General features: G+C 30.0%; 17 protein-coding genes and 1 pseudogene. 15 read left to right on the forward strand and 3 right to left on the reverse strand.

Annotated features, from left to right (window positions below; all coding sequences use genetic code 11):
* Positions 1-63 precede the first annotated feature (63 nt).
* The gene (locus FVE74_RS00095; protein WP_147002661.1) at positions 64-816 is read left to right on the forward strand and encodes a hypothetical protein; all 753 of its coding nucleotides are present in this window, start codon (positions 64-66) and stop codon (positions 814-816) included.
* Positions 817-1,827: 1,011 nt separating this feature from the next.
* Here the strand turns inward: FVE74_RS00095 and tpx are convergent.
* Both tpx and FVE74_RS00105 read right to left on the reverse strand, forming a co-directional pair.
* Positions 1,828-2,346 carry a thiol peroxidase gene (tpx, locus tag FVE74_RS00100; RefSeq protein WP_147002662.1) on the reverse strand — a complete coding sequence of 173 codons (519 nt, stop codon included), beginning with the start codon at positions 2,344-2,346 and terminating at the stop codon, positions 1,828-1,830.
* A 196-nt stretch (positions 2,347-2,542) separates the two neighbouring features.
* On the reverse strand, positions 2,543-2,917 hold the full coding sequence (locus FVE74_RS00105; RefSeq protein ID WP_197735155.1) for an ArsR/SmtB family transcription factor: 375 nt from the start codon (positions 2,915-2,917) through the stop codon (positions 2,543-2,545).
* 205 nt (positions 2,918-3,122) lie between these two features.
* Between FVE74_RS00105 and FVE74_RS00110 the strand changes: the two genes are divergently transcribed.
* The 13 genes and pseudogenes from FVE74_RS00110 (at position 3,123) to FVE74_RS00165 (ending at position 18,941) form a co-directional block, all read left to right on the forward strand.
* Positions 3,123-4,760: a S16 family serine protease gene (locus tag FVE74_RS00110; protein WP_147002663.1), complete on the forward strand. Its 1,638-nt coding sequence runs from the start codon at positions 3,123-3,125 to the stop codon at positions 4,758-4,760.
* Positions 4,761-4,776: 16 nt separating this feature from the next.
* Entirely contained in the window at positions 4,777-5,664 is an 888-nt protein-coding gene (locus FVE74_RS00115) for a hypothetical protein (protein WP_147002664.1), read from the forward strand.
* 306 nt (positions 5,665-5,970) lie between these two features.
* Complete coding sequence (locus FVE74_RS00120) at positions 5,971-6,951, forward strand: ABC transporter permease (protein WP_147002665.1); 981 nt, start codon at positions 5,971-5,973, stop codon at positions 6,949-6,951.
* Positions 6,951-7,916, forward strand: coding sequence for an ABC transporter permease (locus tag FVE74_RS00125; protein ID WP_147002666.1), 966 nt, complete (start codon positions 6,951-6,953; stop codon positions 7,914-7,916). The genes FVE74_RS00120 and FVE74_RS00125 overlap by 1 nt, the downstream gene beginning before the upstream one ends.
* Positions 7,917-8,279: 363 nt before the next feature.
* The gene (locus tag FVE74_RS00130; protein ID WP_147002667.1) at positions 8,280-9,317 is read left to right on the forward strand and encodes an ABC transporter ATP-binding protein; all 1,038 of its coding nucleotides are present in this window, start codon (positions 8,280-8,282) and stop codon (positions 9,315-9,317) included.
* Positions 9,317-10,267, forward strand: a complete 951-nt coding sequence (locus tag FVE74_RS00135; protein ID WP_147002668.1) for an ABC transporter ATP-binding protein — start codon at positions 9,317-9,319, stop codon at positions 10,265-10,267. The genes FVE74_RS00130 and FVE74_RS00135 overlap by 1 nt, the downstream gene beginning before the upstream one ends.
* A 65-nt stretch (positions 10,268-10,332) precedes the next feature.
* Positions 10,333-11,934: a peptide ABC transporter substrate-binding protein gene (locus tag FVE74_RS00140; RefSeq protein WP_147002669.1), complete on the forward strand. Its 1,602-nt coding sequence runs from the start codon at positions 10,333-10,335 to the stop codon at positions 11,932-11,934.
* A 49-nt stretch (positions 11,935-11,983) separates the two neighbouring features.
* Positions 11,984-13,573, forward strand: coding sequence for a peptide ABC transporter substrate-binding protein (locus FVE74_RS00145; protein ID WP_147002670.1), 1,590 nt, complete (start codon positions 11,984-11,986; stop codon positions 13,571-13,573).
* A gap of 36 nt (positions 13,574-13,609) precedes the next feature.
* The gene (locus FVE74_RS00150; protein ID WP_147002671.1) at positions 13,610-15,199 is read left to right on the forward strand and encodes a peptide ABC transporter substrate-binding protein; all 1,590 of its coding nucleotides are present in this window, start codon (positions 13,610-13,612) and stop codon (positions 15,197-15,199) included.
* A gap of 183 nt (positions 15,200-15,382) precedes the next feature.
* Positions 15,383-15,610: a helix-turn-helix domain-containing protein gene (locus FVE74_RS12250; RefSeq protein ID WP_232053963.1), complete on the forward strand. Its 228-nt coding sequence runs from the start codon at positions 15,383-15,385 to the stop codon at positions 15,608-15,610.
* Between the two features lie 15 nt (positions 15,611-15,625).
* Positions 15,626-16,480, forward strand: a pseudogene (locus FVE74_RS00155) (RNA-guided endonuclease InsQ/TnpB family protein); the annotation flags it as partial.
* Positions 16,481-16,619: 139 nt separating this feature from the next.
* Positions 16,620-18,203, forward strand: coding sequence for a peptide ABC transporter substrate-binding protein (locus FVE74_RS00160; protein WP_147002672.1), 1,584 nt, complete (start codon positions 16,620-16,622; stop codon positions 18,201-18,203).
* 174 nt (positions 18,204-18,377) lie between these two features.
* Positions 18,378-18,941, forward strand: coding sequence for a D-glycero-alpha-D-manno-heptose-1,7-bisphosphate 7-phosphatase (locus tag FVE74_RS00165; RefSeq protein WP_147002673.1), 564 nt, complete (start codon positions 18,378-18,380; stop codon positions 18,939-18,941).
* Positions 18,942-19,123: 182 nt separating this feature from the next.
* Here the strand turns inward: FVE74_RS00165 and FVE74_RS00170 are convergent, their stop codons facing one another.
* Entirely contained in the window at positions 19,124-19,795 is a 672-nt protein-coding gene (locus FVE74_RS00170; RefSeq protein ID WP_147002674.1) for a hypothetical protein, read from the reverse strand.
* A 499-nt stretch (positions 19,796-20,294) separates the two neighbouring features.
* On the opposite strand from FVE74_RS00170, the gene FVE74_RS00175 reads away from it, so the two are divergent.
* Positions 20,295-20,738, forward strand: coding sequence for a PTS sugar transporter subunit IIA (locus tag FVE74_RS00175; protein ID WP_147002675.1), 444 nt, complete (start codon positions 20,295-20,297; stop codon positions 20,736-20,738).
* Positions 20,739-20,745 lie beyond the last annotated feature (7 nt).

Below are 20,745 nucleotides of genomic sequence, written 5' to 3' on the forward strand. Positions count from 1 at the left end.
GAATAAAAAATAAAACAAAAATATGGATTACCTAGAAGAAGACCTTAATGGAGGATTGAATTAATGAGAAAAATGAAGTTTGTATTATTATTTATTACACAAATTTATTTGTTTGGGACCTCTTTAGATTTTCCTTGTATGATGAATTTTACTCCCGAATGGGTTTATAAGCCTAAATCTTATGCTGAGAAAAAAATAGAAATAGCTAAAATTAATTCAAAAATTTGTAAAAATCCAAAAGATATTAGCTTTTTTGGCAATTTTGAATTAGACTATATTGAACTAAAAAAGGAAACAAAAGTAGAAAAATTTATAGTTTTGCCTTCAAAAATAGAAAAAGAATATGCGTATATTCCATTATTAGATAGTCAGAAATTGGAAAAAGAACCATTATACATAACTATATTTACTGGGAATCAAAAAAATAGATTATATAATCAAATAGAAAAAGAATACCCACTATTAGATATTCAACAAATGAAAAAAGAACCTTTATATACAACTAAATTTATTGAAAATAGAGAAATAAAATATGAAGTATATAATCAAATAGAAAAAAAGATAAAAAAAATAAATGATAAATTTAAAACATTAGAAAGTTTCAATAAATTAGAAAATCAAGATGGTTCTTTTGTTTTACCTTATGTATTAAAACCAAGTTATTCTGATTTTGAATATATTGATTCAGAGTATTTAATAGTTACTATGGGAAAATATTTTTATGTAATTGATTTAAAAAAAGTTGAAATGGAACATAAGGAAGTAGATGAAGATATTTTAAAACTTTTAGAAATAATGAAGATGTTAAAATTTTAAATAATTGTTACGAACTGCATCTATTATTTTGGAAACAAACAAGAAGAATATTAAAATCCAATTTTTTAATATACTTAAAAAAGGTTAGTTTGTTAGAGAAAAAAGGGAAAATAGCAAAAATTGTAGAATGTAATAGTTTTTAAAAAATTTAAAGCAAAATATGCAAAATCGAGTTATCCGAATAATAATTATAAAATAGTTGTTGAAAGATTAAGTAGATTTGTCAATTTTTATGATAGTTATTCAAATTTTGATATAAAGGATAGAGTAAATTATTATTTATTGCCAGGAAAATTAAAAAATAGACCTTTTAGTAATAAATAAGGGAGGATTATGAAATTTTTAGAAAATTTTATGAGATATAATATTTATATGTACTATTTTAATGCTCAAGTAGATACAAGTTTAAACTATAATATTATAAAAATGACATTTGTAATAACTATTGTGATTATTATTTTTATTAGTAACTTCATTTTTTATAAGAATAAAAAAATGAAAATTTTCCAAATTCTATTATTAATTATTTGGAGTTTTTATATTAAGAAAATTTATATTAAGGAATTAGAATGGAATAAGATATTATTCAGTATTAGATTCTTAATATTGTTAAAAATTTTAAATAAATATGAAAATAAAATTCTAAAATTAACAGAAAAAAGTAAAATATTGGAAAATTTAATGGTGTATCTATTATTATTGATTTATATATTTATTATTTTAAATGTGTAAATTAATGAAAAAAGCGAAGCGTATCTAAAACTTTGGACAATCAAATAAAAAATTAGTTTTTTTTAATTAAATTTCAAATATAATACTGCATTTTTTATTTTTAAAATATTAAATTCGCCCATATAACCCCTACAATCCAAAATTTTTATTTAAGGCATATTTTTATATTACCAAAATTGATTTTGTGAGCTGTATGGGCATTATATGGGCTTTTTAGGTTTAATAAAGATAACCATTATTTGTATTTCTGATTTTTAAATTTAGTGGTTCATATCGAGATTATTTAGTTAATTCTTTTATTACTTTCAATGCTCTTTCATAATCTGGCTGTTCTCCAATTTCTGGAACATATTCTACATATTGAATAATTCCATTTTTGTCAACAATAACGACTCCTCTGGCTAACAATCTTAGTTCTTTTATTACAAATCCATATTTTGTTCCAAAGTCTAAATCTTTGTGATCTGAAGCTGTTAGGGCATTTGCAATTCCCTTGTCTGCACAATATCTTCCAAGTGCAAATGGCAAGTCAACTGAAATTGTAAGCAGTTGTACATCATCTCCAAAACTTGCGGCTTCTTGATTAAATCTAGCCAGCTGTAATGCACATACTCCAGTGTCAACTGATGGAAATACTGCAATTACAACAACTTTTCCCTTATAGTCACTTAATTTTATTTCCTTTAGTTCTGGTGATAAAACTGTAAAATCAGGTGCTGTTTGTCCAGCTTTTACTTCATTTCCTGTAAGAGTTATAGGATTTCCCTTGAATGTTACTTTATTTTTTATTTCTGTCATTTTTCTGCTCCTTTATTTTAGTTTTTTTCTTTTGTATTTACAATTGTCTACTTTTTGTAATTATAACATATTTAAAATTATTTGTACAGAAAAATTATTTGGTTTTCAAATAATAATTATTTTTTTACTTTTTTGTTGCATTTGCCTTGACAATAAACTAATTTTAAAAAACTGATTTTTACATACTAATAATTAATTATCTTTTTTCCAGAATATGTGTCATTCCTTGCTCGACAATATGTTTTATATGCTCATCTTCCAGCGAATAATACACTACTTTCCCTTCTTTTCTATATTTTACAAATCTTCCTTGCTTTAATACTCGCAGTTGATGTGAAATAGCGGATTGCGTCATTTTTAAAAGATATGCAATATCACAAACGCACATTTCCTCTTGAAACAAAGCGCTTAAAATTTTCATTCTGGTTGTATCTCCCAATATTTTGAAAAAATCTGACAAATCGTGTACAACTTCTTCTTCTGGCATTGTCTTTTCCACTTTTTCCACAATATCTTTATGTATAACTTTTATTTCACAATTTTCATTTTCTTCTTCCATTATTTTAGCCATTTTCTCTCCCAAGTTTTAAAATATACGTTAATATTATATCACATATTGAAATAACGTGAAAGTAAACAATTCACATAATTTTTCTTTGATACTCTAAGGTAAAAGAAGTGAAAAACTACTAAAAGAATGTTATAATATAACAAAGTTTTGTACAATTCATACGTTATGCATAAGTTTGAAAATTTTGAATTTTAGGAGCGAAGCTATGGCTGGAAAAAGTGATATTAAAAAGCAAATATTAGAAATTGAAGATGTGGAAGAACTGAATACAAGTGAAGAAAACAAGTCTAAAATAAAGGAATACATGGAACATTATGATAAAAATGAAGGTTCAATAGATAATTATGTGATAAAAATAAAAAAATGTCTTGATATTGTTAATCAGCTTGACTGGAAGAGAACTTTAAAAGAAAAAAAAATTGATATTTCTAAAATACGGAATATTTTGAATGAAAGACATTATGGGATGGAAAAAGTAAAGGAAACTATTTTAGAAAGTTTAGCAATGCGTCACTTTATGAAAAAAAATGATAATAAAACCCCAATTATACTGTGCTTAGCAGGTTCAGCTGGAACAGGCAAGACTTCAATAGCTGAAGCAATAGCCGAAGCATTAGGGAAAAAATTTGAAAAAATTTCTATGAGTGGTGTATCTACAACATTTGAATTAACAGGGCTTACAAAAGGATATACTTCAGCTGCTCCTGGAAGAATTATAAAAACTTTGGCAAAATTTGGATGTGATGATCCTTTAATTTTATTAGATGAAATAGATAAGGTTAATCAGAAAAAATCGGAGGGAGATATTGAGGGAGTTTTACTCGAAATTTTGGATCCAGATCAAAATAAAAGATTTAGGGATGAATTTTTAGAGTTGGAGTATGATTTATCAAATGTAATGTTTTTAGCAACAGCTAATAATTTAAGCGAAGTTTCGGAGCCATTAAAAAGTAGAATGGAAATTATTTATTTAGAAGATTATAATTTGGAACAAAAAGTTGAAATTGCAAAAAACTATATAGTTCCAAGCATAAATAAAAAAATAGGTTCAAAATTATTCTTTAGTGATGATATTTTAAAATATGTGATACAAAATTATACAAATGAAGCTGGAGTTAGAAAATTAAAGACAATTTTGATGAAAATTTACGGAAGAATTGCTAAAGAATGGCTGGAAAAAAAGAAAAAAGTAAATGTAACTTTGGAAAACATAGATTCTCTCATTTGTGCAGACAAAAATCCCAGTATTTCGTTGAAAGTGAATACTGAAAAGTCAAAAATAGGAGAAGTGATGGGAATGGGGGTAACTTCGCTGGGAGGAAGAATTATGCCAATTCAAACGGCTGTTATGCCAGGAGATGGAAAAATTATAATAACTGGAAATCTTTCAGAAGTTATGAAAGAGGGAATAAATGTGGCAATTACATATTTGAGAACAAAAACTGAAGAATATCATCTAAAAAATCCTAACTTTTACAAGGAAAATGATATTCACGTACATTTTAATGAAAATGCTGTTCAAAAGGATGGGCCTTCCGCTGGAATCGCTATTACAACGTGCATCCTTTCAGCATTAAATCGGATAGAATTAAGGCAGGATATGGCTTTTACTGGAGAAATTACGATTTTGGGGGAGATATTGCCTGTTGGAGGAGTGGCAAAAAAAATCGAAGGGGCTTATAAATCTGGAATAAGAAAATTCTTTGTTCCAAAAGAAAATGAAGATTGTGTAAATTTTATAAGAAAAGATATAATTGATAAAATAAAAATAGAATTTGTGGAAAATTATGAACAAATTTATTCAAAACTTTTTTTGGCATGTGAAGAAGAAAAAAATTTATAAAAAAGGAGAAAATTTCATGAAAAAAAATAAATGTAAGTTATTAATTTGGGCTAGTATTATGGTAATTTCAGTTGCGTCTTTTGGAATGTCTGGTAAAAATCCAGATAAATCGCCTTCAAAGCCAGAGGCTGCAGATGTGGATACAGTTAATGACAACGCTAGTGCTATTGGGAAAAAAGCTGGACTTAAAATTTCAAAGGCTGAATTAAATGCTGTTGCTGACAGGATTTTTAAAAATGAAGCCGGAGGTAAAAAAGAGAATATTGTTTACTGGAATACCGGAGAGGATTTTCCTTCACTTGGAATTGGACATTTTATATGGTATAGAGCAGGGCAAAGGGGAAAATTTGCTGAAAGTTTTCCACAGCTTGTGGCTTATTACAGGGCTCATGATATAAAATTACCTAAAATTATTGAGGAAAATGAATATTCTCCTTGGGCAAATAGTGATGAGCTTTTTAGATTGAAAAGAATTATGGATAATGATATTACTGAATTGACTAATTTTCTGTATAATACGAAAGATATTCAAGTTGCATTCATTTTTGAAAGATTGGAAAACTCTTTGGAAAAGATGATGGCAATTTCAGATAATCCAGAAAATGTAAAAAAACAGTTTTATCGTGTTGCCCAGTCGCCAAACGGACTTTATCCTCTGATTGACTATGTTAATTTCAAGGGGGAAGGAATAACGAGAACGGAAACCTATAATGGAGAAGGATGGGGTCTTCTTCAAGTTTTGGAAAATATGAAGGGAACAGGAAGTGGAAAAGCCGCTCTTGAAGAATTTAGCAACTCTGCAAAAGCTGTGCTTGAAAGACGTGTAAAAAATGCTGGTCCCGACAGTAATGAGAAAAAATGGCTGCAAGGCTGGTTAAATCGTTGTGATACTTATAAAAACTAATACTAAATTCCATTTGAAAAATAGAAATTATATTTTATTTATTTTTTTATAATAAATCCATTGCTTTAATGGGCAATAGCATAAGTTTATAAAAATTAAATTGGGCAGTCTAAATTTTGTTTAGGCTGCTTTTTTGTTTTTTACGAAATTTCAATATTAGTAAATATATTATATTTAGGGAATTATTGTTTGTTCATAAATAGAATTAATAGTAAAAAAATATTTTTATAGACAAAATTGCTTGCAAATATGACTGAATATAAGATATAATATAGATATATAAAATTTTAGTGAAAGGAAGCGAGTATGAAAAATATTTTAAAATTTTTAGTTAAGAGAATTGCAATGGGACTTGTAACATTGTGGCTAGTTATTACGATTACATTCTTTCTGATACATATGTTACCTGGTGACCCGTTTCAAAGTGAAAAAGCAATTCCGCCTAAAGTAAAGGAAAACTTGATGGCAAAATACCATTTAGACCGTCCGCTTGGGGAACAATATGTTGAATACTTAAAAAATATAGCAAAGGGAGATTTAGGATCATCCATGAAAGTTCGGGGGAGAACTGTTAACGATGTAATTAACCAGAGTTTTCTTACATCGGCTGATTTAGGAGCCAGATCTATTATATTTGCATTAGTTTTGGGTATTCCGCTTGGAATTATTGCAGCCCTTAAAAGGGGGAAATATCAGGACAGGCTGGCTATGATTGTGGCGATAATTGGAATATCGGTGCCGAGCTTTGTACTGGCGGGACTTATGCAGAAGTACTTCGTTGATATACATAATGGATTTTTAATTGACAATGGATTTTTGCCGGAATTTTTTAGAATCCGTTTATCTGGATGGGATAGCCCAGAGAAAAAGATACTACCAGTTGTGGCTCTTGGACTTTATACGGTTGCATTAATTGCACGTTTGTTAAGGGATAAGATGATTGAGGTAATGGGACAGGATTATATAAGGCTGGCTGTTGCAAAAGGTGTAAAACCTAAAAACATTGTATTTAAGCACGCTTTAAGAAATGCGATTTTACCGATTATTACAATAATGGGACCAACAATTGCGGCAGTTTTGACAGGTTCATTTGTAATTGAAAAGATGTTTTCAATTCCAGGATTAGGAAAATATTTTGTAGACAGTATTAATGACAGGGATTATACAATGGTGCTTGGAGTTACTGTGTTTTATGCAATATTCCTGATTATAATGATGATACTTGTGGATATTATTTATGTTTTAGTTGATCCTAAAATTAAACTTGGAAAAGGAGATGAAGTGTAGTGGCAGAAAATATAGAAAAAGTTGTAACTGAAAATAATTATATACCAACACCTGAAGATTTTAAAATCGTAGGTCCAGATACCACTCAAAGTGAAGAAATCTACAAACCAAGTTTAACATTTTGGCAGGATGGATGGAGAAGATTTAAGAAAAATAAATTGGCTCTGACATTTTTAGGTATAACAATTATCTTTTTGTTCTTAGCAATTTTTGGGCAGCATTTAACAAAATATTCCTACAGAGCCCAAGATTTGTCAGAAAAATTTTTAAGCCCTTCAAAGGGAATTGTAAAAGGTCATTACTTGGGAACAGATAATTTAGGACGTGACTTGTTTGCAAGACTTTCGCAAGGGATAAGAATTTCAATGGAATTATCAATAATAACAGCTGCTATTTGCGTTATTTTTGGAACAATTTATGGAGCTGTTTCAGCGTACTTCGGCGGAATTATTGATACGATAATGACTAGAATTGTAGAAATTTTACTAATTATCCCATCAATGATTTATATAATTTTATTAATGGTTGTTATGGGAAATAGTGTAAAGACAATAATTATCGCAATGTCACTTACAAGATGGCTGAATTATTCGTTGCTTGTACGTGGAGAAGTTTTAAAGATCAAGGAAAATGAATTTGTATTGGCTTCAAAATCGCTTGGTGGAAATTTCTTGTGGATAACTTTAAAGCACTTGATTCCAAATACGTTAAGTGTAATAATAATAAGACTTACAACAGATATACCAAATATTATCTTTACAGAAGCATTTTTAAGTTTCATCGGGCTTGGAGTACCGATTCCACAGGCTTCATTAGGAAATTTGGTATTTGATGGTTTCGTAAATATGACTTCATATCCATATTTATTTGTTATTCCGTCAGTTGTAATTTCATTAATTACATTGGCATTTAACATCGTTGGAGATGCTTTAAATGATGCATTGAATCCAAAACTAAGAGATTAAAAATTTTATAAAATTTATTATTCTATAATTTAATATTATTTTTCTTAATTGTATTTATTTTAGTTTACTTAAGCAAGGGTATCAAACGCCATACCCTTGCATCCCCGCTTTACGCAAAACTTTCTTATAAAGAAAAAATAAAACTCGATTTTGAATATAAGTTATTTTAATACGAATAATCGTATATAATTCAAAATATATTTCAAAATCTCAAACAGTTATTTTTTCTTTAACGAAATTTTGCTTTAATAATTAAATAAAAAAGTTAAATGAATTAAAAATAAATAGAGTTAATAAAGAAAAAGTATTTAGTTATAAAAGTTATGTAAAAACAATCCATATTAATACAGAGAGGATTAGAGAATGGGAAAAAAATTATTAGAAGTGAAGGACTTGAGTGTTTCTTTTAATACGTATGCTGGGGAAGTGCAGGCTCTTAGAGGAATCAGCTTTTCTGTGGATCGTGGAGAAACACTTGCAATCGTTGGGGAGTCTGGTTCAGGGAAATCAGTTACTGTGCAGACGATTATGAGATTGATACCGATGCCTCCAGGAGAAATTAAAAATGGAGAAATTCTTTTTGATGGGGAAGATTTGGTAAAAGCTCCTCTTGAGAGAATGCGTGAACTTCGTGGAAGAAAAATTGGAATGATATTTCAAGATCCTATGACATCGCTTAATCCGACTATTAAAGTTGGAAAGCAAATTATGGAAGGGATTTTGATTCATAAAAAAGTAACAAGGGAAGAGGCAAAGCAAAAAGCAGTTGAAATGCTTAGAAAAGTTGGAATTCCTAAACCTGAAGAAAGATTTCATCAGTATCCGCATGAATTTTCTGGAGGAATGCGGCAAAGGGCTGTTATTGCGATTGCTCTTTCGTGTGAGCCAGACCTGCTAATTTGTGATGAGCCGACAACAGCTTTGGATGTTACGATTCAGGCACAGATTCTAGATTTGATAAATGAATTGAAGAAAGAACTGAATATTGCAGTAATACTTATAACGCATGATCTGGGTGTAGTTGCTGAAACTGCCGATAGAGTAGTTGTTATGTATGCTGGAGAAAAATTGGAGGAAGCTCCTGTAAGGGAACTGTTTAAAAATCCAAAACATCCATATACTTGGGGACTTTTAAAATCACTGCCAAGACTGGATATGAAAATTGGAGAAAAATTGGCTTCAATTCCGGGGACACCTCCAGATTTGCTTAATCCACCTGTGGGAGATCCATTTGCGGCACGTTCTGAATATGCGATGAAAATTGACTATGAAAGAAAACCTCCGTTAATTGATTTGGGAAATGGGCACTTTGTAAAATCGTGGCTATATGTAAAGGGTGCTCCAAAAATAAAATCTCCTTTTGAATCGGAAGAAGAAAACAAAGGAACGGAGGGGAAATAATGTCATCGAATGAAAATAAAAAAGAAAAATTAATAGAAATGAAAAACTTGAAAAAATATTTTCCAATGAAAAAAAGACAAGTTCTAAAGGCTGTGGAAAATGTCACAATGGATATTTACAAAGGTGAAATTTTAAGTCTTGTGGGAGAGTCAGGGTCTGGAAAGACAACGCTTGGAAGAACTGTCAGCAGACTTTATGCAAAGACAAATGGAGATATTTTGTTTAATGGAAAGCCAGTGGAAGAATATGGAAGAAAAGAATTTACAAAAAAAGTTCAGATGATATTTCAAGATCCGCAGGCTTCGCTTAATCCAAGAATGACAGTTGGAGATATTATTGCCGAAGGAATTGATCTTCATAAGCTGGCAAGTTCAAAGCAGGAAAGAATGGAAAAAGTCTATAAATTGTTGGAAATTGTTGGATTAAACAGGGAACATGCAAGCCGTTTTCCACATGAATTTTCAGGTGGGCAAAGACAGAGAATTGGGATTGCAAGAGCGCTTGCGGTTGATCCTGAAGTGCTTGTGTGTGATGAGCCGATTTCAGCTCTAGATGTGTCGATTCAGGCTCAAGTTGTAAATTTATTAAAGGATTTGCAAAGGGAAAGAAACTTGACATTGTTATTTATTGCCCATGACTTGTCGATGGTAAAATATATTTCAGACAGAGTGGCAGTTATGTATCGTGGAAAAGTGGTTGAACTGGGAACTCCTGAAGCTGTTTACGGCGATCCTGTTCACAGCTACACAAAATCACTTATTTCAGCTGTGCCAATAGCAGATCCTGATTATAAAAAGACAAAGAAAATTGATATGGATGAATCATATTTGAGAAGTCCGATGGGAGATGTGTCTGAAATAGAGGTTATTCCTGAAACGCCTGAATTAACAGAATATAGACCTGGGCATTTTGTAGAAACTTCTTTTTTAAAGGAAAAGGGGCTAATTTAGTAAAATTTGAATATTTTTAAAATAATTTTTATAAAAATTTATTGATGGAAAGGAATTGTTGAGATATGAAAAAAACTTTTTTAATACTTTGCTTAATGTTATCAATGTTTATTATTTCTTGTGGAAAAGGGGGAAAAGGCTCGGGAAATTCAGTATCATTTAATATGGAAGCTGAGCCGACTTCGTTAGATCCGCAAATTTTGACTGATATGAGCGGACTTTTTGTAACAAGTATGACTTATGAAAGTCTTGTAAGATTGAATGAAAAAAATGAAATTATTCCTGCCGGAGCTGAAAGCTGGACTAAATCAGACGATGGGAAAGTATGGACATTTAAAATTAGACAAGGGATGAAATGGTCAAATGGAGATCCAGTTACAGCTAAAGACTATTACAACGGTATAAAAAGAGGAATTGAACCAAAAACAGCCTCTGAATACGCATTTCTTGCCTATTATATTGAAAATGCGGAAGATTATAATACTGGAAAATTAAAGGATTTTGGAAAAGTTGGGATAAAGGCAAAGGATGACTACACACTTGAATTTACATTGTCACAACCTGCACCATTCTTCTTAAAAACGTTAATTATGCCAATTTATTTTCCAGTTAATGAAAAAGCATTGGCTGCCAACGGAGATGGATATGCAACTGAAGCTAACAAGTCTATCTATAATGGACCGTTTATAATGGAAAAATGGGTACACAACAACAAAGTTGTCATGAAAAAGAATCCTAATTACTGGAATGCTAAAAATATAAAAATTGATACACTTACAGGTTTAATTGTAACTGACTTTGAAGCTGCTACAAACCTTTTTGAAAATAGAGAATTGGATTTGACAAAAATTTCTGTGGAAAAAATGGCAAATTATGAAGGAAAACCTGAATTGCACAAATTCCCTAATGGAAGAGTTTACTATTTAGGATTTAACACTTCAAATCCTGTGTTGAAAAATCAAAAGGTAAGAGAGGCATTATCTCTTGCAATTGATAGAAAAGAACTTGTAAGCAGTATTTTAAATGGAGCTGGAATTGTAGGTTCTGGAATTGTTTCAAATGGAACAGCTGGGGAAAAAGGTGACTTTAGGGAAGAAGCTGGAGACTTATTTGCTGGATTTGCAAAAGTTAATGCAAAACAGTTGTTTGATGAAGGGCTGAAGGAACTTAAAATGACGCCTGCACAAGTTAAATTGCATCTTTTGGTAGATGAAAATGGAACTGGTAAAAAGGAAGCTGAATTTTACCAATCTCAATGGAAGGATAAATTAGGAATTGATGTGGATGTGGAAGTTCTTACTAAAAAAGAAAGAATTGCACGTGCAAAAGCTGGAGACTTTGAAATTGTAAGATATGCTTGGGGACCTGATTATGCAGACCCTATGACTTATTTGGAAATTTTCCATTCAAAGGCAAAGGATATTAACTTTGCTAAATATTCAAATCCTGAGTATGACAGATTAGTTGACTTGGCTAAAGTTAATCAAGATAATAAAACTAGAATGGATGCGATGAAAAAAGCGGAAAAATTATTAGCAGATAACTTTACATATTCAACACTTTATTATGAAGTGGGAGTTTATTTGATAAATCCTAAATTAAAGGGAGTTGTAATACGTTCAGTTGGAGATTCTATCGACTTTTATAATGCATCTATAACAAAATAATTTTTAATTTTGTCAAATTTATTTGACAAAAGAAAGGATGGATGTAAATATGAAAAAAATATTATTGATATTTACAATATTGCTGGCTTTTGTGATTTCATGTGGAAAAAGCAGCGATTCTGAAACATTGAAACTTAATTTGAAGGAGGAGGGAAAATCTTATGATCCGCAGCTTGCAAATGATTCTACTGGAGAATTTGTGGATTCGCTTGTTACTGAAACATTGACAAGACAGTCGGATGATGGAAAATCTCTTCCTGGAGTAGCTGAAAAATGGGAACATAATGCAGATTCAACAGTCTGGACATTCCATTTGAGAAAAAATGCGAAATGGAGTAACGGGGATCCGATTACAGCAAAGGACTTTAGAGATGGTTGGGTTAGAGCGCTAGATCCTAAGACAGCTGGAGAATATGCAGATAAATTGTTTTACATAAAAAATGCTGAACAATTTAATGCTGGAAAAATTAAAGATGAAAATCAATTGGGGATAAAAGTTATTGATGATTACACATTGCAAGTAACATTAAACAATCCTCTTACATATTTTGATTCAATTGTAAGAATTCAAACTTATGCTCCGCTAAATAAAAAGTTCTATGAAAAAGTGGGAGATAAATATATGACATCTCCTGAAACTTCGATTTCATCTGGTGTTTATGTAATAAAATCTTGGACAAGGGATTCTGAAATTGTATTTGAAAAAAATGAAAATTACTGGAACAAGGATAATATTAAATTAAAATATGTAAAAATGTTATTTATAAATGATCCATCTGCCAGTGTAAATGCCTTTAAAAATAAAGAAATTGATTCTACAAATATTTCAATAGAACAAGCGAAGGAATTTAAAAATGATAAACGTAAAATTCTTACAAAAGATGGTTCAGTATGGTATATGACATACAATATGAAAAATAAAGTGCTTGCGAACAAAAAAATTAGACAGGCATTGTCGCTTGCTGTAGATAGGGAAAAATTGATTACAGATGTGCTTGACAATACAGGAGAAGCTGCATATACTTATACAACAAAAGGTGTTGGAATAATCGGTGTTTCAAAAGACTTTTCTGAAGAAGCAGGAAAAATTTTCCCGGCTTATAATCCGCAAAAGGCAAAACAATTATTGGCTGAAGGATTAAAGGAGCTAGGATTACAAAAATTACCTGAATTGACAATGATTTTTAATGATTCTGGAAATAATAAAGTTATTTCTGAATATATTCAAGAAAGTTTGAGAATAAACTTAGGAGTAAATATTAATATTGAAGGAATGACATTCCAATCAAGATTGGATAAAATGCAACATAGAGATTATGAAATTGCTCTAGCTGGATATAATGGAGATTATAACGATGCTATAACTTATTTAGACAGATTCTTGACAAAGGATGGAAATAACTATTCAGATTATTCAAATCCACGTTATGATGAGCTTGTTAAAAAAGTTAAAAGTTCTGGAAACCAGCAAGAAAGAGTAAAAGACATGATTGAAATGGAAAAAATAATTGCTGAAGATATGCCTGTGGGATTGCTTTACTATAGAGAAAATACTAAGCTGTTAAATCCAAGAGTTCATAATATTGTGTTTAGCCCAATAGGAAAAGACTTTGTGCTGGATAATACTTATATAAAATAATCAAAAAAAATTTTTTATAGAGGAAGGGAAGTTGTTATGAAAAAGATAATAATTTTATTGGCAATGTTAATTTTTGCTATTTCCTGTGGAAAGAATGGTGGAAGCGGAAATACGTTTACGTTGAATTTGACGGACGAGCCAAAATCCATTGATCCACAGCTTTCAACGGATGTTTTAGGAGGAACGGTTGATGACCTGATAACTGAAGGACTTACTAAAAGAGGAAAAGATGGTACGTTTGTGGCAGGACTTGCGAAAAGCTGGGATAAATCAGCTGACGGGCTAAAATGGACATTTCATCTAAGAGATGGAATAAAATGGAGCAATGGAGATCCAATTACAGCGCAAGACTTTAAAAATGGATGGTTACGTGCATTAAATCCTCAAACTGCTTCACAGTATTCGTATATGCTTTATCCGATAAAAAATGCTGAAAAGTATAATAAAAAGGCAGTTTCAGCTGAAAAAGTCGGAATAAAAGTTATTAATGACAAAACTTTGGAAGTGGAATTGGAAGCTCCTGTTCCGTATTTTGACAGTTTAGTTGCATTTAAGACATATATGCCGTTAAATCAGAAATTCTTTGACAAAACAGGTGACAGCTACTTTACAGAAGCTAATAAAACTATGTCTTCTGGAGCGTATACAATGGAAAAATGGACACATGGCTCAGAAATAGTGTTTAAGAAAAATCCTAATTACTGGGATGCGGATAATGTAAAAGTTGAAAATATTGTCTATAAAATAATTCCTGATAATAATTCTGCATTAAATGCATTTAATAACAAGGAAGTAGATGTAACTTCAATTACATCTGAACAGGCAAAAGGATTTAAGGACAATCCAAAAATGGTTTCAAAAAATGATGGTTCAGTATGGTATTTGCTATTTAATTTTAACAACAAGACTTTGGCAAACTTAAAAGTAAGAAAAGCGCTTCTTATGGCAATTGACAGAGAAGGACTGATAAATAATGTATTAAACGGATATGGAACTGCGGCAAAAACATTTGTTCCAAAAGGAATTGGAATAACAGGAAAAGATGGAAAAGACTTTACAGAATTTGTTCCTACATCAACACTTGGATATAATCCTCAAGAAGCTAAAAAATTATTAGCTGAAGGATTAAAGGAAGCTGGACAGGCTAGTTTTCCAAAAATGTCTATGCTGATTAATGAAAGTGGAAATAATAAGGTTATTGCCGAATATATTCAAGAACAATTGAGAAAAAATTTGAATATTCAACTGGATCTGGAAATAATGACTGCTCAGGAAAGATTTTCAAGAATGTCTCAAAAGGACTTTGATATGGTATTTGCTGGATGGTCTGGAGATTATCCTGATGCAATTACATATTTAGATTTATTTGAATCAACTGGTGGAAATAATAATGGTTCGTATAAAAACCCTGAATATGATGCGCTAGTTAAAACTGTTAGAAGCACAGCCGATCAAAATGTAAGAATTCCTGCACTTGTAAAAATTGAAGGAATAATTGCGCAAGATTTACCAGTAGGTGTGCTTTTCCACAGAGAAAAACAATATCTTGTTGATAAAAAAGTAAAAGGGCTTGAATTTACACCAATTGGTGGAGAATATTATTTCGGAAACTTGTCATTGAAATAGTGGCTGGAAAAATTCTTTAACAAAAAGATAGCAAGAAGTCGTAGGCTTTCTATAAGTGGGAGATGAATTGCTTTTTTTGTAAAAAAAATTGAAAAAAGGATATGCCTATGATACAATTTTTGTATAAAATATCGAAGAGAAATAATTAAAAATAATATTCAAAATCAAAAGGAGGTGTAATTTATGAAATATAATTTAGCATTCAAATACAGAATTTATCCAAATAAAGAGCAGGAATTATTGATAAATAAGACTTTTGGATGTGTTCGTTTTGTTTACAATACGATTTTGTATATTGCTAATAAAATTTATGAAGAAACTGGAAAAAATAAAATAATTACACCTGCCAGTTTGAAAAATGAAAATCAATTTCTAAAAGAAGTAGACAGTTTGGCACTTTCAAATGCTTAATTAAATGTAAGACGATCGTTTACGAACTTTTTTCAGAAGAGAGCGAAATTTCCAAGGTTCAAATCTAAAAAGAATAATGTTAAAAGTTATACAACAAATTGTGTGAACAATTCGATACGAATTGAGGAAAAAAAATATTTAGTTTTGCCAAAATTGAAAAGAATAAAATTAAAATATCATAGAGAAATACCAAAGAATTATAGAATAAAGTCGGTAACATTGACAAACAGTAATGGAAATTACTATGTTTCTATCTTGACAGAATTTGAAAAAGAAATTCAAAAAAATTCAAGTAATGATAAAGTAATTGGACTTGATTTTTCAATGTCTGAATTATTTGTCAGTTCTGAAAACCAAAGGGCTGATTATCCAAGATATTTTAGGATGTTGGAGAAAAAATTGAAGAAATTACAAAAATCATTGTCAAGAAAAGTGAAATTTTCTAAAAATTGGTATAAACAAAAAGCGAAAATATCAAAATTGCATGAATATATCAAAAATTGTCGAAGAGATTTTTTGCATAAATTATCGAAAAAATTATCTAAAGAGTATAATGCTGTAGTTGTTGAGGATTTGAATATGAAAGGGATGAGCCAGGCATTAAATTTTGGGAAAAGTGTAGGAGATAATGGATGGGGAATGTTTTTGAGGATACTTGAGTATAAACTGATGTTTTTAGGGAAACAATTTTTGAAGATAGATAAGTGGTTTCCATCGTCGAAAACTTGCAGTAAATGTGGAAATGTTAAAGAGGAACTGAAATTATCAGAAAGAAGTTATAAATGTGAGTGCTGTGGGATTGAAATTGATAGAGATTACAATGCGGCATTGAATATAAAAAACATTGGAAAATCAATGTTGGAATATTAAAAAAATAAAAGAAAACAGGGCAGGGACTGCCCGAAGAGCTTGGTAAATATATTTGGCTAACAAAAGCAGATACTTCCCAAGAAGCTCCCGCTTCTAAAAGCAGGAGTAGTTCACTTTAAAGTGAGGAGGAAATGTATTAATGAAAAAAATATTTCTAATATTGACATTGCTGGTATTTGCACTTTCGTGTGGAAAAAAAGGAGGAAACGGGAGTACATTTACTTTAAATATAGTTACAGAGCCATCATCAATTGATCCGCAAATAACCACGGATATTCCTGGAGGAACTGTTGATGAATTGATTTTGGAAGGGCTTTTAAGAAAAGACAAAACTGGAAAATCTGTAGCTGGAATTGCCGAAAAATGGGAAAAATCAAAAGATGGACTTGTGTGGACATTTCATCTAAGAGATGGAGTTAAATGGAGCAATGGCGACCCTGTAACTGCAAATGACTTTAAGGCAGGATGGATTCGTGGATTGAATCCTGATACAGCAGGAAGTAATGCAAGCATGTTATTTGTAATAAAAAATGGAGAAAAATATAATGCTAAAAAAGTTTCAGAAAATGAAGTTGGAATAAAAGTTATTGATGATAAAACTTTACAAGTAACTTTGGAATCGCCTATTCCGTACTTTGATGATTTAGTTACATTTAAATCATTCATGCCATTAAATCAAAAGTTCTATAACAAAACAAAGGATAAATACTTTACAGAAGCTGAATATACAATTTCAAATGGTCCTTACACTTTGGAAAAATGGACTCATGACTCAGAGTTAAAATTTAAGAAAAATCCTAATTACTGGGATGCAGGCAATGTAAAAACTGATAATGTTGAATTAAAAATAATTGCAACTGATTCAGCTGTTAATGCCTTTAAGAATAAGGAAGTTGATGTAACAGCGGTAACTTTCGAGCAAGCTAAGGAATTTGCAGGAAAACCAGAACTTGTAAAAGCAAATGATGGTGGAATCTATTATTTATTGTTTAATACAAAAGAAAATGTATTTAAAAATGCAAAAGTAAGACGTGCAATAACTATGGCAATAAATAAGGAAGAACTTGTAAATAAAGTGCTGGAAGGATCTGAAAAATTAACTAAGACATTTACTCCATCTGGAATTGGATTAAACGGAGTTTCAAAAGATTTTCCAACGGAAGTAGCAACTGACCAGCCTAAATTTAACGTAGCAGAAGCTAAAAAATTGCTTGCAGAAGGACTTAAGGAAGAAGGACTTTCAGAACTTCCAAGATTTGAAATTTTATTTAACGATACAGGAAGCAGAAAAGCTATTGCAGAATATATTCAAGAAAGTTTGAGAAATAACTTGGGTGCAAATGTTGAATTAGATATGGTAAGCGGTAAGGAACGTATTGAAAGAACTAAGAAGAGAGATTATCAAATTTCATTGCAAAACTGGACTGGAGATTTCTTAGATCCAATTACATATTTAGATCTATTTGACAGTACAAATGCAAACAACCGTGGAGATTTCAAAAACGTAAAATATGACGAATTGACTAAAACTGTAAAAAGTTCTGCTGATCCAAAAGTAAGAGTTCCAGCAATGATTGAAATGGAAAAACTTATTTCAGAAGAACAACCAGTTACAATCTTATTCCAAAAACAAAAACTTTATTTAGTAAATCCAAAAGTTAAAAATTTGGGATTTGTGTCAATTGGTGGAGAATTCTTTATTAGAGATGTTGTAATGAACTAGTTTCAATTAAAACAAAAATTTAAGAAAAATATTTTATATTCCCCATTTAAATAGCAGATTTTTTTTACAAGGGATCAAGACCTCTTGCCAGTAAATAAACAAAATATAATTTCTGTTTTTTAAATGGGGTTTAATATTATTAAATTAAAAAAATAAAAAAGGAAATGTAATTTTATGAAAAATAAGTTTGTCCTGCTGGACAGAGATGGTGTTATAAATGTGGAAAAATCGTATTTGCATAAAATTGAAGATTTTGAATATGAAAAAAATGTGGTGGAAGGACTTTTAAAATTGCGGGATTTGGGATATAAATTTGCGATTATAACGAATCAGGCAGGAATTGCGAGAGGATATTATACGGAAGAGGATTATTTGAAGTTACAGAGTTTTATTGAAGATGATTTATTTAAAAAAGGAATAAAAATTGAAAAGTCTTACTTTTGTCCGCATCATCCAAATGTTACTGGAAAATATGGAATAGAATGTAATTGCCGAAAGCCAAATACGGGGAATTTTGAACTGGCAATAGAGGAGTTTGATATTGATGTTAAAAATTCTTTTATGATTGGGGATAAAATAACTGATTTGATTCCGGCCAAAAAATTGGGGATTATGCCTGTCCTGGTAAAAACTGGATATGGTTTGAAGAGTTTGGAAGAACTTGGGGGAACAGGATTAGATCCGATGGTTGTGGACGATATTCTAGATTTTTCAGACAATATCGAAAAATATAAATAAAAAAAATAATATATACTCGAACCCGTTTAAAATAGAACTGCTAAAAATTATATAAATCTAGGGTTTGAGTAAAATAGTCATAATTTTTGAATTCAGTTTTAAAGCAGTTTTACTATAAATTCACGTTTGAATAACAGATTTAACGTGAATTTTTTTAGCAAGGGGTCAAAGCCCCTTGTTTTTTATCTATTTAAAATTTCTTCAGTTTTTCTTATATCTTTTTCCCTTGAAACAACATGATGTATTTTTTTTATTTCTTCTAACTTATCAATAATTCTTTTATTTTCTTCTCTGGAAAAATTTTTTACTGATAGAAAAAATTTCATAGAGCCTTCAAAACTTCTGATGGACTTTGTTAAATAAAGCCGTTTTCTAAAAAAAGGAGGCTTTCTGACAATATCATCAAAGTCAATAAATGCAATCTTCCCGCTATTTTTGTCTATAAAAAAGTTTCCCAAACTAAAGTCCATGTGATAGTATCCTTTTTCAAAAAAATTTTTTTCAAATTTATACCATAAGTCAATTGTCTTATATGTAAGCTCAAAATTATCCTTTCCCACAAGATAATCATAATAGGATATAAAATTTCCATTAAATGTTTTATTTATATTTTCCAAGACAGTTTCTATCTTTATATGAAGTGGCATATATTTTATAACTTTATACTTCGTTATTTTCATAAAGTTCAGTTCTGGAAAATCCCTTTCCAAATATTTTGAAACCTTTAAGGAATTTTTCCCCTTTTCTCTTGTAAATCCAAAAAAAATCTTCAAAGCCTTTTTATTTTTATATTCATAAGTTTTATAAAAATAATTTTTTTCATTATCTGTATTTAAATTTTTACTTTCCTGCATTTTTTTATTTTTCCTTTAATTTTATTTTCTTTATTAATTCTAGCATATCTTATTTTTTATTTCAATCGTAGCATATCAAATTTTTTTTAGAAATAAATAAAGCAAAATAATTAATTTGAAATTAGGTATTTTTGTTGCACTCAAGTGAATTTAGTACGAGGAATAGTATTTTTTTGTAGAATATTTTTTATTTTGGTTTGTAATATAGTTTTATTATTTAATTTTTTTATAATTTTTTAACCTCCCCAAAAAAAAACAGATAAATATAAATTTTTTCAAAAATTGATATTGACAATACATTTTATTGAGGTATACTAAAAATATGAAATAAAAAATTTTAATTTAGGCAGTTGTAAAAGTAAATGAATTTATAATAAAGTCTTTTTGTCAGAAAACGGAGGAAACACGAAAAATTGAATTACAGAGATACTATATTTATTTAAATTTTTTGATTTTTACAAATGGCTAAAAAATTTTAATTTGGAAGGAGAAAGCAGAAATGATTAATTTAATCGTAGCAACTCATGGAAAAATGTCGGAGGAAACTGTTAATCTTACAAAAATGGTTTTAGGAGAAAGTGAACAGCTGGATTTTGTCACTTTTGTGCCTGGAGAAGGACCTGAAGATTTGATAAAAAAATATCAGGACATTATTGCAAAATATAACAGCGAAGGAACATTATTTTTGGTGGATTTATTTGGTGGAAGTCCATACAATGCAGCGTGCCGTGTAGTTGCCGAAACAAAAAATACTGATGTAATAACAGGGGTTAATGTGCCTATGTTACTAGAAGTATTAGATGCTAGAGAAGAAACAGACGATGTTGCAGAATTAGTTCAAATTGCAAAAAATTCTGGAATTAACGGAATTAAAATTTTTAGTGAATTATTCGTTGATAATTCTGATGATGAAGATGAAGATTTGGATGAATTGGATTTATAATTTTGAA

This window comes from Leptotrichia wadei (genome assembly GCF_007990445.1).
In the GTDB taxonomy this organism is placed as follows: Bacteria; Fusobacteriota; Fusobacteriia; order Fusobacteriales; family Leptotrichiaceae; genus Leptotrichia; species Leptotrichia wadei_A.

What these genes read in the sequence shown, in the direction of transcription:
- FVE74_RS00095 (WP_147002661.1), top strand. Translation starts at nt 64, where the DNA reads ATGAGAAAAATGAAGTTTGTATTATTATTTATTACACAAATTTATTTG.
- tpx (WP_147002662.1), bottom strand. Translation starts at nt 2,346, where the DNA reads ATGACAGAAATAAAAAATAAAGTAACATTCAAGGGAAATCCTATAACT.
- FVE74_RS00105 (WP_197735155.1), bottom strand. Translation starts at nt 2,917, where the DNA reads ATGGCTAAAATAATGGAAGAAGAAAATGAAAATTGTGAAATAAAAGTT.
- FVE74_RS00110 (WP_147002663.1), top strand. Translation starts at nt 3,123, where the DNA reads ATGGCTGGAAAAAGTGATATTAAAAAGCAAATATTAGAAATTGAAGAT.
- FVE74_RS00115 (WP_147002664.1), top strand. Translation starts at nt 4,777, where the DNA reads ATGAAAAAAAATAAATGTAAGTTATTAATTTGGGCTAGTATTATGGTA.
- FVE74_RS00120 (WP_147002665.1), top strand. Translation starts at nt 5,971, where the DNA reads ATGAAAAATATTTTAAAATTTTTAGTTAAGAGAATTGCAATGGGACTT.
- FVE74_RS00130 (WP_147002667.1), top strand. Translation starts at nt 8,280, where the DNA reads ATGGGAAAAAAATTATTAGAAGTGAAGGACTTGAGTGTTTCTTTTAAT.
- FVE74_RS00135 (WP_147002668.1), top strand. Translation starts at nt 9,317, where the DNA reads ATGTCATCGAATGAAAATAAAAAAGAAAAATTAATAGAAATGAAAAAC.
- FVE74_RS00140 (WP_147002669.1), top strand. Translation starts at nt 10,333, where the DNA reads ATGAAAAAAACTTTTTTAATACTTTGCTTAATGTTATCAATGTTTATT.
- FVE74_RS00145 (WP_147002670.1), top strand. Translation starts at nt 11,984, where the DNA reads ATGAAAAAAATATTATTGATATTTACAATATTGCTGGCTTTTGTGATT.
- FVE74_RS00150 (WP_147002671.1), top strand. Translation starts at nt 13,610, where the DNA reads ATGAAAAAGATAATAATTTTATTGGCAATGTTAATTTTTGCTATTTCC.
- FVE74_RS12250 (WP_232053963.1), top strand. Translation starts at nt 15,383, where the DNA reads ATGAAATATAATTTAGCATTCAAATACAGAATTTATCCAAATAAAGAG.
- FVE74_RS00160 (WP_147002672.1), top strand. Translation starts at nt 16,620, where the DNA reads ATGAAAAAAATATTTCTAATATTGACATTGCTGGTATTTGCACTTTCG.
- FVE74_RS00165 (WP_147002673.1), top strand. Translation starts at nt 18,378, where the DNA reads ATGAAAAATAAGTTTGTCCTGCTGGACAGAGATGGTGTTATAAATGTG.
- FVE74_RS00170 (WP_147002674.1), bottom strand. Translation starts at nt 19,795, where the DNA reads ATGCAGGAAAGTAAAAATTTAAATACAGATAATGAAAAAAATTATTTT.
- FVE74_RS00175 (WP_147002675.1), top strand. Translation starts at nt 20,295, where the DNA reads ATGATTAATTTAATCGTAGCAACTCATGGAAAAATGTCGGAGGAAACT.